This is a genomic window from Halobacillus sp. Cin3, assembly GCF_947311855.1.
GTDB classification, from domain to species: domain Bacteria; phylum Bacillota; class Bacilli; order Bacillales; family Halobacillaceae; genus Halobacillus; species Halobacillus kuroshimensis.
Genome location: NZ_CAMZMV010000001.1, coordinates 801,067 through 815,884, shown reverse-complemented (window position 1 = coordinate 815,884; position 14,818 = coordinate 801,067). Strand labels below are relative to the sequence as shown.

Below are 14,818 nucleotides of genomic sequence, written 5' to 3'. Positions count from 1 at the left end.
GGCAGAGAAAAAACACCGATGTCCAGCCTGAGGCTTATCGGTGTTTTTCATTCCATGAGCAAGTATAGGAACGGAGGGATTCATTTGGGAAAATACCAAAGCTTTCAAGACATCCTTGATAACCAAATAGTCGTTCCCAAACAGCTGCTGATGCATTATCACCAGTTGAATATGGATGAAACCGAATTGGTTGTCCTGCTGCAGATTCACAGGTTCGGAACAGAAGGAAATGATTTTCCGACACCTGAACAAATCGCAGAGCATTTATCTATCACAAGCCAGGACTGTTCAAAAGTTCTGCGCAGCCTTATTCAAAAACGATTGATGACCATTGAGCAGAACCATAATGAACATCAGGTGCTCAATGAGCGTTATTCTCTTGAACCATTATGGGAGAAACTGTTCACCGTGAACACAGCGCGTCCGCAAAAGGAAACGAATTACGAGGATAACATCTTTCCATTATTTGAACAGGAATTCGGCAGACCTTTGTCACCATTTGAGATTGAAACGATCAACATCTGGCTGGATGAAGAGGAGCAGTCACCTGCTTTAATTAAAGCGGCATTAAGAGAAGCTGTATTGATGAGTAAGCTTAATTTTAAATATATCGACCGGATTTTGAGGGAATGGAAGAAAAAAGGAATCCGCACGGTGGAGCAGGCCAGGGAGCAGGGAAGGCAGTTCCGTCAGGGTCAGCCCGCCCAGCGGACACAGAACCAGGAAAGAAAAAAGAGGGATATTTCTCTCTATTACAACTGGCTGGAGGAGGATTCATAAAAAAGGCTCATGTTAAATAAATCACAAATTCGTTACTGCCTGGATATTTTCCAATCGATGTATCCAGATGCTGAATGTGAATTGAATCATACCAATCCATTTGAACTTCTCGTAGCTGTCGTCCTATCTGCTCAGGCGACGGATGCGCTGGTAAACAAAGTGACACCGGATTTATTCGCCAAATATAAAAGTCCCGAAGATTATGTGAACGTACCGCTGGAAGAGCTTCAGAATGACATTAAGCGGATCGGCCTATTCCGTAACAAAGCCAAAAATATTAAAAAGCTGTCGGAAACCCTGCTTGAAAAGTATGACGGCGAAGTTCCCCCCACGAAAGAACAGCTGGAAAGCCTTGCCGGGGTGGGGAGGAAAACGGCAAATGTTGTTGCTTCGGTTGCTTTTGATGAACCAGCCATCGCAGTGGATACACACGTAGAGCGTGTTTCGAAACGGCTTGGCATCTGCCGCTGGAAGGACTCCGTCCTTGAAGTAGAAAAAACATTGATGCGGAAAGTCCCTGTAGAGGAGTGGAGCGTCACGCATCACCGGATGATCTTTTTCGGACGCTATCACTGCAAAGCCCAGCGCCCCAACTGTGAAGAATGCCCGCTGCTTTCCCTTTGCAGGGAAGGGCAGAAGAGGATGAAGAAAAAAGAAAAAAACGCATAAAAATACCCGTACGCATCATAGCGTACGGGTATTTTTTTACTCTTCTTCATCTTCTTCATTCTGTTGTAACTCTGTGTCATTTTCTTCCTGAGGGGGCTGCTCTTCTGAGCCGCCTTCATCAGAATTTCCTCCGGCATTTCCATTGTTGGTGTCCGGATTGCTGTTATCTTCATTATTCTGCTCGCTGTTTTCGTTCTCTTGATTGTTCTCCTGTTCTTCTTCAGGGGTGGTTTCACTTTCCTCACCGCTGCCTTCTTCTCCAGCGGAGTTTTCATCAGATTCTCCGCTTTCTTCTTCTGCTGGTTCCTGCTCATCAGAAGGCGGTTCTTCATCACTATTTTCTTCGTTCTCTTCGTTCTCTTCGGTTTCCTCCGGTTCTTCTTCCGGTTCTTCATCTCCGATAGAGCCAGGTGTCTGAACACGAACAGTGGCAGGATCGCTGTTTTCAGCTTCTTCGTTATCACTGATGGCAACGACCGAGAATTCATAGGTGGCAGCAGGATCGATGCTGGTAATTTCCACGCTGGTATCCTTCGTTGTCGTAAGCTGTCTGCTTTCACTGCCGTTAATGGATGCAGCGATACGGAAGGTCACGCCATCACTACTGCCATAATTCCAGCTCAAATCAATCGTCGATGACTCTTCATTGAATTGACCGGACAATCCTTTAACTGGGTCAAGCTTTTGGAATACCTGTGACACTTTGGATGGTTGATTGTCTACATGGAAGAGCTCTGTAACAATCCGGCTTTCCGGTGTATAATCACTCGGAAGGCGGGCAGGATTGGATCCTTCCTCAACATCCACCCAGGCTACGGAATCAGGTTTCGTAAAGTCAGCTGTATCCGTGCCTTGAGATATCTGGGTCATCAAAGGTTTAAATATCTGTTTCGGAATATTTCTAGCTGCATCTGACAGTCCACGGGAGTTATCTTCTCCATACCCCGTCCAGATGGAGATGGAATAATTCGTCGTATAACCGCTGAACCATGAGTTGTTGGCTACATCTCCAATGTTCGTGGTTCCTGTTTTCCCGGCTTCTGTAAGGTTGGGAACGTTGGCAGCCGAACCTGAGCCTTCACTCATCGTCGTCTGCAGCATGTTGGATACCATATAAGCCGTCGCACTGCTCATAGCTGAAGTCGGTTCAGGTTTTAAATCAATCGTACCTTCTCCGGGAATTTCAACACTTTCAACAGTGTAGGGCTCCACATAGACGCCTTCATTACCGAAGGCCGCATAAGCACCTGCCATCTGCAGGGGATTCATACCTGTTGATCCTCCTCCAATGGCATCGTTCAAGGACATGCCTTCTTCTCCGAAATCAACGCCGAGTCCTTCGGCAAAGTCTTGAGCCTTATCCACGCCGACTTCCTGCAGAAGTTTAATGGTAGGGATGTTCAGTGAGCGGCTTAAGGCATAGCGGGCAGAAACCCATCCTCTAAACTGATTGTCAAAGTTATTCGGCGACCAGTCACCAAAGTCTGTCTGTTCATCATTGAGCTGGTGATAGGTGGAAATTTTATTGTATTCAACCGCCGGCCCGTAAGCAGCAATCGGCTTGAAGGTGGAGCCAGGCTGACGGTTGATATCCGTTGCAAAGTTAAAGCCTTCTTTCTGATAGTTCCGTCCTCCACCGATGGCTTTGACAGCACCTGTCTTGGTATCCGTTACAGCAAGACCGGTTTCCAGTTCATCGTCTGGCCAGGAAATACCGCCTTCATTGCTGAGGAGCTGCTGGACATAATCCTGTGTATCCGTGTCCAAGGTTGTATAAATGTTCAATCCGTCTTTGTAAATATCAGCGCCATCCATTTTTTCCTCAACTTCCTTGGCAACTTTGTCAATGAAGGCCTGATAAGGAGTGGCTTCTTCCTGTTGTCTCTCGATCAGCATGTCCTCAATTTCAACATTCCTTGCTTCATCAGCCTCGGCTTCTGTGATTTTGCCGTGCTGTACCATCAGGCTCAAGACTGTATTCATCCTGTCTTTGGCGAGATCCGGGTTTTCAAAAGGCATGTATCCACTTGGACGCTGGGGCAGACCTGCAAGCAAAGCGGCTTCCGGCAGGGTTAGTTCATTCAGGTCTTTTTTACCGAAATACGTTTCTGCGGCTTCTGCTACCCCGTAGGCACCTGCGCCGTAATAGATCTTGTTCAGGTACATCTCAAGAATTTCTTCTTTGGAATATTCCTGGTCGAGTTTAATGGCCAGATACTGTTCCTGAACTTTCCGCTTAATCGTTTTTTCTGTTGTCAGGAAGGACTCCTTGACAACCTGCTGGGTAATTGTACTGGCACCTTCAGCTCCAAACCCGCCTGTGATGTTGGCTAGAATGGCTCCGCCGATTCTTTGGAAGTCAATACCGATATGATCGTAAAAGCGGACGTCTTCCGTTGCCAGCACAGCATCTTCCATGACCGCAGGAATATCATCGTACGTAATTTTTGTACGCCTTTCATCCCCGGCGAGATCAGCAATAAGCTCACCGTCATCGTCATACACTTTCGAAGAAAATGGATCGGATAATTTCTCTTCATCCAGAGCGGGGGCGGAAACAGCATAATAAGTAAATAATGCACCGACACCGATCATCAGAACGATTCCTATGGTTAACAGGGTCATAAAGATTTTTTTGAACTTTGATGTTCCTTTAGTTTTTTTCGATGATTTCATTTGTTTTCGTCGTGCTGTACGCGACTGGCTATCGTTTGCCATGTTACATATCCTCCATTTCAGAAATAAAGCTTATCCAAAACCCCGGCGTAATCAATCCGGGCCTGGTAACGAAAAGGAATACGAAAACCTTCCTTGTCAATACTGTGGTAGGGGATCGATTTCCGACCTCCGTTCTGCTGGTCATCCCAAAAGGCGAACAGCGTTGAAGAGGGTAGAAGATAGACCTCATCCCTGGGGGTGAATTTAATAATGAAAAAGCTGATGCCCCCGTGTTTTTCCACGGCTTTCATATGATCCACCTGATGCTGATGGACATTGCTGAGTGGAAAAGACGTTTTGTTCTTCGTCTCCTTTGCCTCAAAATCAATGTACCTGCCACGATAGACACCATTATAGTCTGTCGTGGACGCCTGTTTAAAATAAGCTTCCTTAATAACGGCTGCACTGCGCTTTGGGTAATCCACCTGAACAATCTGAACGGGTGTCGGTTTTTTGTGGATGACCGCCATTCCGGCCTGCAGATAATATTCATTCGTTAAATTAATGTCTTCTTCAAGGGTCATCCCTCTGTTGCTGAATTCTGGTTTTGTCTTTCCTTGGGGAGCAGCATGACGGCTTGAGCTGCGTCTCCCGTTGGGATAATTCAATGTTTTTCCCTCCCTGTAGCCATGAGAGTATCATACCAAAATTTACGCTCCACGCATATATACTAATGGTTCAATTCTTATAGACGTTTGAACCAGAGGAAAGTTTCATTTTGTCACAATTCCGACACAGAAAGATTCAGCACCAGGGAAATTTCCCTATGAACAGACATGTTAAACCTGTATATATAGTCCTTCGAAAATCCCTTTGCGTTTGTGAGGATAAAAAAACTGCTGCTAAAAGAAATAGCAGCAGCATCATCCTTATGTGGCCGGACGGTTTTCTCCCGCCAGCTTAGGATTGTCAGTCTCGGCTTTCACCGGTTTTTTCTTCTTCTTATCTTTTTTCCCTGCCATGTGGACTCCTCCTTTAATGTCGAAGGTATTAATGGATTTGACTTGTTTTGTTGCTTTAGTTCTAGTCTTGTCATTCCTAAAGGAGATATGCACGGGGAAGAGAATTTGTTACGTATCCAATAAAGGGGGAGATGCCCATGACCAATCCGATTGTCGTCACGCCTGAGGAATTTGAGCGTCAGCTTTTCCAGCTGCAGGAAAAATTCTCACTCCTTGAAAGAAGAATGTCCTTGAAAGCGGATGAAATTGTTTTTTCCATGACAGTCGCCCACCGGAAAGAAGTGGATGAGTTAAAGGAAGAGGTTTTGAACCTGCAGGGAGAGTTGAGGCATATGAAAAGAGAAAAACGCCAGGCTTACATGGGAAGAATCGCGCAGCAGGCCAAAAAAAGGTCTGTCGGATAAAATTGATGCCATCCCTGCCCACATGATAAAGTAGAAGGGAAAGGTGTGGGAGGATGTCGTTAAAAGAATATACACGGGAATTAAAATCCTTAATCGATCAACAGCATAAACGCTTTCTCCATACAGATGGACCTGTGGACAGAAACAACCGGGATTTCTTCGCTCATGTGAAGGAAAAAACGAAACCGATGTTCGAGGTCAACCATCAATGGATGGAGGAAGCGGAGCAGTTTGTGAAAAATAGAGAATCGTCCGTTCACCCGAATCAGGTGAAATCGACACATGAAAATATTGAGATGATCATTCTCCACAGCTATTACCTGGATGTGGATCGCAAACGGTTCAAGGAATTATACCAGTCATCCCATTATGTGCTGGATATGATTTTGAGTGATATCGAAAAAAGATCATCGTAAGAGATAAATAAAACCGGAGCTGATGAAGTTAGCTCCGGTTTTATTTGTTATGCCCGCTTTTCCCTTTTCGTCACTTTTGCGAAAATCAAATAGAAAGAAGGAACGAGCAGTAATGTGAGTATTGTGGAAAAAGCAAGTCCCGAAACGATCGATACAGCTAATGGTCTGAATAAGACATCGCCGGAAAAGATGATCGGAGTTAATGCAGCGATGGATGTCAGGGAAGTCAGGACAATGGGCCGGATTCTGGCACGCCCTGCTTCAATGACAGCTTCTGCCGTCGTCGCATAGGAGCCGAGGTTCTGCTCAATGAATTCCACCAGAATGACGGAATTTCGAACGACTATGCCTGACAAGGATACGATACCCAGTACAGCCAGGAAGCTGAGTGGTTCTCCTGAAACGAATAGTCCTACAATGGCACCCGTGACAGCGAGGAATACCGTTCCGGTAATCAGCAGCGGCATAAACAGGGAGTTGAATTGAACGGCAATGGTTAAATAGATCAGGAACAGAACGATTACAAATAACTTGGATACTTCAATGAAGAATTCCGTCTGCGCATCATTCTGTCCGGTTTCTACAAGAGAATAGCCTTCAGGCAGGTTCTCTTTAATAGAAGCAGTCACTTCTTCAGCTTTACTGGAAAATTCATCCTCGGAACCTTCCTGTGGATAGGCTTCGATCGTTAATGTGCGTTCTCCGTTCAAGTGAGGGATGACTCCGATGCCTTCCGTTTCCTCAACAGAGACTACTTCATCCAGTGTGAACGTCTCAGGTGGGCCGTTTTCACTGCTTGAAGCAGCTACACGGAGTTCTTCAAGAGCTGCTCCTTCTTCGCTGCCATCATCGAGGATGACTTGGAGAGGCAGGCGTGTGACGCCATTGTCGAATGTACCCAGCGGTGCACCAGAATTGGCCAGCTGAAGCTGGGACACTACGGTATCGACAGCAATTCCATTTTCAGCAAGCAGGGATCTGTCAGGGATATATTCAACAAACGGCTGATTTTTATCGGCGTTGATGGTTACAATTTCGGCTTCTTCAATAGAGGAAAACTCTTGCTTGGCCTGCTCAGCCGTTTCAAACAGCTGATTGATATCAGGGCCTTGAATTTTCACTTGAACAGGAGGAGAAGGCGGCGGACCTGACACGATGGTCTCCAGGAATATTTCCGCATTTGGAAACTCATTGCGAAGCGGTTCCTCCCATTTTTCAATAAAAGCGGAAGCGCTTGTCTCATCCCTGTCCACCCGGACGAGCACCTGTCCGGTATTTTCTCCAGTCTGCTGGAGTCCGGAGCTGAACAGGTTCGGAAGACCTGTACCTGCATAAGTGGCTGTTTCTGTTACGGGTTCCTCCGAATCCTCGATAAAACGAACCATATCCTGCAGGGTTGTCTCTGTGTCCTCAAGCGTTGTTCCTTTCGGATTTTCCACATTGATGGTTACTTCAGGTCTGTCGGCAGCCGGGAAAAATTCAAATGGAATTTTAACGGCAAGCAGAGCAAGCAGGATGCAGATCACGATTCCTGATCCAGCTGTCACCCATGGCCGTTTCGTCGTTTTAGGAAGCAGACGGCCGGCATAGACACGCTCAAGCCGGTCAAAAAGTCCGCCCAGCAAGCCTGTTTTAGATTTTTTCTTTTGTTTGGTCCTGCGTTTCCTCGCATACTGTACCGTTGGAATCAGTGTGAGTGCGATGATGGTGGAAGCGGTAATCGTAAAAATCAATACAGAAGGAAGCGCTCGAATGAAATCGCCGTTGGTCCCTGAAAGGAACATGAGCGGAAAGAAACTGAAAATGATCATTAATGTAGATGTCACAATTGATTTCCCAACTTCTCTTACTCCTCGTACCGTTCCTTCAAGAGGGCCGTCTCCCAGTTGAAATCTGCGTTGGATATTATCGTTGACCACGATGGCGTCATCAACAAGAATACCGATGGCTATGATCATGCCGATGATGGAAATCTGGTTAAGGTCAACTCCTACATACGGCAGTGGAATCAAGCCGATAACGATGGAAACCGGTATAGCCAGTGCCACCAGAACGGCCGATGATAGAGGCAGACCCAGTACCATGATTACGATAACAGCAAGAAGCGATATTCCAAAGGAAGTGATTAAGTTCGTAAACACTTCTTCAATGATGGTACTTTGTGTATAAAATTGTTCGACTTCTATGTTTTCAGGAAGGTCGCCGCTCAATTCCTTTATCTGCCCGGTGATCTGTTCCTGTAAAGCGGATATGTTGACGCCTTCTTCGGCGAGAATCGTTACAGAAAGAGCCGGCTTTCCTTCGTAGATAATACGGTCTTCCAGTGCTTTGTCTGTGACCGTCGTTTCCCCTACATCGGATAAGGAAAGAGGGGAGCCGTCAGCGCCGGTGCCTATATTTAACCCGCCCAGTTCTTCTGCACTTTCGTACTTTTGAAACAGCAGCTGCTTGATTTCACCATTGGTTTCCTCTGTTCCAATAGCGGAAGGACTGATTTCCTGCTGGATTTTTTGTATGACAGCCACAGGTGTGAGCTGGTTTTCCGAGAGGGCTTCATTGTCTAGAGAAACGGTCAACTGCTCGTCCGGCAGCCCTTTGACCAAAATCGACTGGACCCCTGTGATGGAGGTGAGTTTTTCTTCCCACACCATTATGTCACTGCGCAGGTCATAAAGACTTTCCTGTTCATCTGCAGTCAGGTTATAGGAAGCGACAGCAGACATAGTCGTGTCTGTATTGACTTCAGGTTCCTGAACCTCATCAGGGAACCCGCGGGAAACATCGGATACGGCTTGTCTGATTTTAGAATTCACCGTATCCACAGATGCTCCGCCTGCCAGGGACGCTGTCACAGAACCGAAGCCTGATGTAGAGGCGGAGGTGAGTTCGTCCACACCTTCAAGCGAGGATAATTCCTCCTCAAGAGGGTTGATTATGGTACTTTCCACTTCCTGAGGCGTGGCTCCAGGATAAACCGTGGAAATAGAAGCGACGTTCACGTTAATTTCAGGAATTTCCCTTTTGGGAAGCTGCAGGTACGTAAAAATACCTGTAAACAATAATAGTAAGATAAATACCCATACAATCTTGTTGTATTGTAAAAGTGTCTTCATGTGCTTTCCTCCCTTATCTTATTCTCTATGTGCTTCTCCAGTATACGCTTTTTTCCGACACATGTGTCAAATATCAATCTGCTCAATGTGCCGGGTTCTCTCTATTGAAATCGCTTTACTTTTGTTTTTCATTCATATATAATGACCTTCCCACTAATAGGGAGGGATGACGTTGGAACAAAAACAATTGATGAAACATGCCGTTGAAGCCAGAGGTACGGCTTACACACCTTATTCTAAATTTCCTGTAGGAGCAGCGCTCATTACAGAGGACGGCAGCCTTTATACGGGGTGCAATATTGAAAATGCCGCGTATCCGGTGTCCTTATGTGCAGAGCGCGTCGCAATATTCAAAGCCATTTCCGATGGACATAAAAAGTTCAAGTCTCTTGCTGTAGCGGCTGACACAGGAAGGCCTGTACCTCCCTGCGGATCCTGCCGCCAGGTGATGAGTGAATTTTTCGATTCCTCAGTAGCGATTTATACAACCAACTTAAACGGTGATTCCAAAACATTTACGATGGATGAAATCCTGCCGTTTTCCTTTGCGCCTTCTGATCTTCCGGAAGAGTAATGGATCATGATGACGATTAAGGCTGTCGAAATTACGGCAGTCTTTCTTTTATGTATTCTCTGACATTCTTTGGACGTTGGAATGTGAATCAGCGACCTACGTATGCTTTCTACCGTACAAAAGAAGCTCACTTCCTTTCCAATTATTGGTGCACAAGCAGAGGAAGAGGGAGATATGATGATTTCGCCTAGTACATCCTTCCCGTTTATGACATACGCTGATAAGGAATAACAGAACAAGGAGTGAAGGAGAATGCATCATCATTCAATGCATGACTCGTGCGGCTGTGGACCGATGTCACAGTGCAGCAACCGCTGTCCAATTGTATGTCCGGTCCAACATTGTGTTGTAGACAATTTTTTCTGTGAAAATCAGGATTACATTCACCCGACACACATTCTCGTAAGAAACAACCACCTGTTGAACAATAACCATTACTTCCCATACATGGTTTCCGAACAAAACAATTTCCAAACGCAGGAATTTGCCTACCCTCAAGGGTCTTCTCCAGACTATAATTGGATGGAAAACATGAACCAGCAGGGTGCGGGCCCTATGGGAGATATGGAAGAAGGCGGAATGGCAGATATGAACGGACAAATGCCAATGAACCAGATGCCTGGAATGAACGGAATGAACGGAATGAACGGCCAGATGCCGATGATGAATCAAGGTCAGATGCCCGGTATGAACGGTCAGATGCCTGGGATGAACGGCCAAATGCCGATGATGGGTCCGGGGTTCGGAGAGTAAATCAATAAGCCACCATACCAGTGGCTTATTTTCTTTTTGCCTTAAACCTAGGTAAAATAGGGAAAGCAAGGAACAAATGAAAGGCGGTGCGGCCGTGAGAACGTTAGTGGTGACCGGTTACAAACCCATGGAAATAGGGATATTCAAGCAGCAGGATGATAAAGTCTCCTTTATAAAGGAAACCATCAAAAGGCGTCTGGTTACATATATTGATGAAGGTCTTGAATGGGTGCTTGTTTCCGGGCAGATGGGTGTGGAACTCTGGACAGCTGAAGTCGTTCTTGACCTGAAGGATGAAGATTATGCGGTCAACCTCGGCGTCATTCCTCCTTTTGAGAACCAGCAGGAGCGCTGGCCGGAAGATCTGCAGATGATTTATGAGGAAGTTACGATGACGGCTGATTTTTACCAGCCTGTTTATAATAAGGGATATGAAGCACCGTATCAGTTCAAAGCGAGAGATCAGTTTCTTATTGAACACTCGGATGCCTGCCTCGTTTTATATAATGAAGAGACCGAGGGCAGTCCGCGCTTCTTTCTAAATATGGCAGAAAAAGCTGTGGAAAAAGGAAATTATCAGATTCTATATATTACCCCGTTTGATTTGGAGGAAACCGTTGAGGAAATGCGGATGGCCGATCCGGATTTTTGGAGTCAGTGATTTTTTTATACAAAAATGAAATTGACAATTGGGGCTCCATTTGAAAAAATGTAGGTAATGTGTGGAACAGAGGTGAAAAGAATGAACTTAGAAGAGTATCATTTGACAGGTAAGGATATACTGGAAAAAGACTTTAAAACATCCATGCGGGGGTACAATCAGGAAGAAGTGGATGAGTATCTGGACTTAATTATTCAGGACTATGACCGCTTTCAGCAGGAGATTGAACGCCTCCAACACGAAAATGAACGTTTGAAGAAAATGTCCTCAAGAGAGACTGCTTCCAGGCAGAAGCAGAACACAGGCAGCACACCGCAGGTCAATTACGACATTCTGAAGCGGGTATCCAATCTGGAAAAAGCTGTGTTCGGAAACAAATACGCCGAAGAATGACAAAAAAATCCACATGACAAAAGCGAAGGATTCTGGTATACTCTATCAGTGCGTCATTAAAGCGTAAATGAAACAGATGACAACATACATTTGAATACTCGGGTAATCGCTGCGCAGCTTGACTGCGCAGAGGAAAGTCCATGCTCGCACAGTACTGAGATGTCTGTAGTGTTCGTGCCTGACGAAATCATAAGTCAGGGGAGTTCTTTTGAACTTACGGCAGGGAAAATTCCTACGTCTACGGATAGGGAATGACTACCTTGAAAGTGCCACAGTGACGGAGCCGGTATAGAAATATGCCGGGTGGAACGAGGTAAACCCCGCGAGCGAGCAACCCAAATTTAGGTAGGGGCACTTTTTGAAGGGAAACGAACCTGAGAAAAGGCCGTTTTACGGCAGATAGATGATTGCCACCGGAGTACGAGGCTGACCACCGCTGGCAGTACGATGGAACAGAACATGGCTTACAGAGTATTCAAAGGTCGTTCATTATGTATAAGCTACCCTTCTGGAAAGCCCTATGCTTTTTAGAAGGGTTTTTATTTTGACTTTCATATGTAAATGGAAAGGCAGGGAGAAAAAAGATGCCGGGAAAAGTAACATTAATCGCGACAGCGGCGATGGGCCTGGAGTCAATCGTCAGTAAAGAAGTGAAAGCGCTCGGGTATGAGGATGTGGAAGTGGAAAATGGACGTGTCATTTTCCAAGCCGATGTGTCAGCCATTCCGCGAACGAATTTGTGGCTGCGGACAGCAGACCGGGTTAAACTGCTTGTCGGCCGGTTCAAAGCGACAAGTTTTGATCAATTGTTTGAAGAAACGAAAGCCCTGCCATGGGAAACGTTCATTGAAGAAGACGGAGAGTTTCCCGTTGTAGGAAAATCGGTTAAATCGAAACTGTACAGTGTTCCGGACTGTCAGGCGATTGTTAAAAAAGCGATTGTGGAACGATTGAAGAAAAAGCATGGAGTGGCCTCGTGGCTGAAGGAAACCGGCTCCTTTTACAGAGTGGAAGTGGCTATTCATAAAGATGAAGCCCTTCTTACAATCGATACATCCGGTTCAGGCCTCCATAAGCGCGGCTATAGAGTGGGACAGGGGGAAGCCCCGTTGAAAGAAACAATGGCCGCAGCTCTCGTTCAGATTACGAACTGGCATCCGGACAAGCCGTTTGTCGATCCTTTCTGCGGCTCTGGAACCATCGCAATCGAAGCCGCTTTAATCGGGCAGAATATTGCACCAGGGTTTAATCGCGAATTTGCATCGGAAGGCTGGGGATTCATCCCTCAAAAAGCCTGGGATGATGCCTTTCAGGAAGCGGAAGATGCCGCGGATTATGACCAGCCTCTGGATATTACAGGGTCAGACCTTGATCCGAAAATGATTGAAATCGCCAGAAAAAATGCGATGGAAGCGGGACTTGGTGAGCTTGTCTCGTGGAAGCAGATGCAGATGAATGATTTGAAACCGAAGCAGGACGGCGGATATATTGTATCCAACCCGCCTTACGGGGAGCGGATCGGTGACCGTGAAGAAGTGGAACAGATGTACAGAGATCTTGGCATGATCATGCGTGATTATCCATCATGGAGCGTTTACATCCTGACGTCTCACGAAGGCTTCGAAAAACTGTACGGCCAGTCCGCAACGAAGAAGAGGAAGCTCTTCAATGGATATATCAAGACGGACTATTATCAATATTTCGGGAAGAAGAAAAAACAGACAGCCAAAGGCTTTTAAAGAGTGAAGGAGAAGATCGTCCGGATAACCGGGCGGTCTTTTTCTATTCCTGTGTGTAGAGAGAAAGACTGCTATAATGAAAAGGTATCTACATAACGATGTTGTAAAAAGGAGAGGGTACTGTGAGCAGTCATACCGAGAAGGAATTTCAGGATCTGCTGAAGGAACAGGCGTCCTATGAAGAAGCTATTGGTTTAATGGCATGGGATATGCGGACAAAAGCACCGAAAAAAGGGATAGAAGGACGTTCAGAGGTGATTGGAGTCCTTTCTTCCAAAGTGCATGAAATCCAGACCTCACATCAGATGAAAGCGATGATCAGCGAATTGAAGGGGCGGACATCCAGTCCGATGATGGAGAGAGCGGTCGAAGAAGCGGAAGAAACGTATCTTCGCACGGTGAAAATACCGGCAGAAGAATACAGGGAATATGTGACACTGCAGAGCCGGGCGGAATCGGTCTGGGCGGAAGCAAAGGACAACAATGACTTTGCCTTATTCCAGCCCTATTTAGAGAAACTGGTGGACTTTAAGCGCCGCTTTGCTGAATATTGGGGATATGAAGAGCATAAATATGACGCGCTCCTGCACAGTTATGAGCCTGGCATGACCGTCCGGATTCTTGATGAGGTTTTTCCTAAGGTAAGAGAGGCGTTGACAGGTCTGCTGTCTGATATTCAAGCTTCTGATAATAAACCCGATCCATCTGTTCTGGAAGGACATTTCCCTAAAAATCAGCAGGCTGCCTTCAGTGAGGAGATTTTGAAGCGGATGGGCTATGATTTCGAGGCGGGGCGGCTGGATGAAACCATCCATCCATTTGCCATCGGTTTGAACCAGAATGATGTGCGGGTAACGACGAAATACGATGAGAAAGATTTTCGGACCGCTGTATTCGGTACCATTCATGAAGGTGGTCACGCTCTATATGAGCAGAACATTTCAAAAGACTTAGCCTTCACTCCTCTGGCGGATGGGACAAGCATGGGAATCCATGAATCCCAGTCCCTTTTCTGGGAGAACTTTATCGCAAGAAGTGAAAGCTTCTGGAAAAACCATTACCCTGTCTTCAAGAACTATGCACCCGAAAGCTTTAAGGAGCTTCCTTTGAGTGACTTTTATAAAGCTGTAAATGAAGTGAAGCCTTCGTTCATACGAATTGAAGCGGATGAGCTGACCTACTGTCTTCATATTATGGTCCGCTATGAGCTGGAGAAAGCCTTGATCGGTGGGGAAATTGAAGTGAAGGATCTGCCTGATTTATGGAACAGGAAGATGGAGGACTACCTTGGCATCATTCCTTCCAACGACGGTGAGGGAGTGCTGCAGGATATCCACTGGTCAGGGGGGGATTTTGGTTACTTTCCTTCCTACGCTCTCGGCTATATGTACGCAGCCCAGATGAACGCGGTGATGAGGAAAGATATTGATGTGGATGATTGTATGGAAAAAGGGAATTTCAAACCGATTCAGGAGTGGTTGACGGCGAACATTCACAAGTATGGAAAAATGAAGAAGCCGCTTGAAATTATCCAGGATGTGACAGGAGAAGGGTTGAATCCCGATTACCTCATTACGTACGTAACTGAAAAATACCAGAACATCTATAAGTTATCCAAGTAATTAAAAAGATACCC

The 14,818-nt window shown here is 46.0% G+C and carries 13 protein-coding genes and 1 other RNA gene; 11 read left to right on the top strand and 3 right to left on the bottom strand.

Annotated features, from left to right (window positions below; all coding sequences use genetic code 11):
* The first annotated feature begins 84 nt into the window (after positions 1 to 84).
* Complete coding sequence (locus QMA39_RS04400; protein WP_027954388.1) at positions 85 to 780, top strand: DnaD domain-containing protein; 696 nt, start codon at positions 85 to 87, stop codon at positions 778 to 780.
* Positions 781 to 789: 9 nt separating this feature from the next.
* Positions 790 to 1,449, top strand: coding sequence for an endonuclease III (nth, locus tag QMA39_RS04395; RefSeq protein ID WP_206932782.1), 660 nt, complete (start codon positions 790 to 792; stop codon positions 1,447 to 1,449).
* Positions 1,450 to 1,485: 36 nt separating this feature from the next.
* Here nth and QMA39_RS04390 read toward each other — a convergent pair whose 3' ends face one another.
* Together QMA39_RS04390 and recU are read right to left on the bottom strand one after the other, a co-directional pair.
* Entirely contained in the window at positions 1,486 to 4,167 is a 2,682-nt protein-coding gene (locus QMA39_RS04390) for a PBP1A family penicillin-binding protein (protein WP_281658070.1), read from the bottom strand.
* Positions 4,168 to 4,184: 17 nt separating this feature from the next.
* Entirely contained in the window at positions 4,185 to 4,775 is a 591-nt protein-coding gene (recU, locus tag QMA39_RS04385; protein WP_027954385.1) for a Holliday junction resolvase RecU, read from the bottom strand.
* Between the two features lie 491 nt (positions 4,776 to 5,266).
* On the opposite strand from recU, the gene QMA39_RS04380 reads away from it, so the two are divergent.
* The gene (locus QMA39_RS04380) at positions 5,267 to 5,533 is read left to right on the top strand and encodes a hypothetical protein (RefSeq protein ID WP_281658069.1); all 267 of its coding nucleotides are present in this window, start codon (positions 5,267 to 5,269) and stop codon (positions 5,531 to 5,533) included.
* A gap of 53 nt (positions 5,534 to 5,586) precedes the next feature.
* Positions 5,587 to 5,949 carry a DUF1798 family protein gene (locus tag QMA39_RS04375; protein ID WP_281658068.1) on the top strand — a complete coding sequence of 121 codons (363 nt, stop codon included), beginning with the start codon at positions 5,587 to 5,589 and terminating at the stop codon, positions 5,947 to 5,949.
* A 47-nt stretch (positions 5,950 to 5,996) separates the two neighbouring features.
* Here QMA39_RS04375 and QMA39_RS04370 read toward each other — a convergent pair whose 3' ends face one another.
* Positions 5,997 to 9,062 carry an efflux RND transporter permease subunit gene (locus QMA39_RS04370; RefSeq protein ID WP_281658067.1) on the bottom strand — a complete coding sequence of 1,022 codons (3,066 nt, stop codon included), beginning with the start codon at positions 9,060 to 9,062 and terminating at the stop codon, positions 5,997 to 5,999.
* 172 nt (positions 9,063 to 9,234) lie between these two features.
* On the opposite strand from QMA39_RS04370, the gene QMA39_RS04365 reads away from it, so the two are divergent.
* The 7 genes from QMA39_RS04365 to QMA39_RS04335 all read left to right on the top strand — a co-directional run bounded on the left by QMA39_RS04365 (position 9,235) and on the right by QMA39_RS04335 (position 14,804).
* Positions 9,235 to 9,636: a cytidine deaminase gene (locus QMA39_RS04365; RefSeq protein WP_027954381.1), complete on the top strand. Its 402-nt coding sequence runs from the start codon at positions 9,235 to 9,237 to the stop codon at positions 9,634 to 9,636.
* 252 nt (positions 9,637 to 9,888) lie between these two features.
* The gene (locus QMA39_RS04360) at positions 9,889 to 10,389 is read left to right on the top strand and encodes a CotD family spore coat protein (RefSeq protein WP_281658066.1); all 501 of its coding nucleotides are present in this window, start codon (positions 9,889 to 9,891) and stop codon (positions 10,387 to 10,389) included.
* Between the two features lie 94 nt (positions 10,390 to 10,483).
* Positions 10,484 to 11,050, top strand: coding sequence for a DUF1273 domain-containing protein (locus QMA39_RS04355; protein WP_027954379.1), 567 nt, complete (start codon positions 10,484 to 10,486; stop codon positions 11,048 to 11,050).
* A gap of 81 nt (positions 11,051 to 11,131) precedes the next feature.
* Positions 11,132 to 11,443, top strand: a complete 312-nt coding sequence (gene gpsB / locus QMA39_RS04350; RefSeq protein WP_281658065.1) for a cell division regulator GpsB — start codon at positions 11,132 to 11,134, stop codon at positions 11,441 to 11,443.
* Between the two features lie 94 nt (positions 11,444 to 11,537).
* Positions 11,538 to 11,915, top strand: an RNA gene (gene rnpB, locus QMA39_RS04345) — RNase P RNA component class B.
* A 112-nt stretch (positions 11,916 to 12,027) separates the two neighbouring features.
* Complete coding sequence (locus tag QMA39_RS04340) at positions 12,028 to 13,182, top strand: class I SAM-dependent RNA methyltransferase (RefSeq protein ID WP_027954377.1); 1,155 nt, start codon at positions 12,028 to 12,030, stop codon at positions 13,180 to 13,182.
* A gap of 122 nt (positions 13,183 to 13,304) precedes the next feature.
* Positions 13,305 to 14,804, top strand: a complete 1,500-nt coding sequence (locus QMA39_RS04335) for a carboxypeptidase M32 (RefSeq protein ID WP_281658064.1) — start codon at positions 13,305 to 13,307, stop codon at positions 14,802 to 14,804.
* Positions 14,805 to 14,818 lie beyond the last annotated feature (14 nt).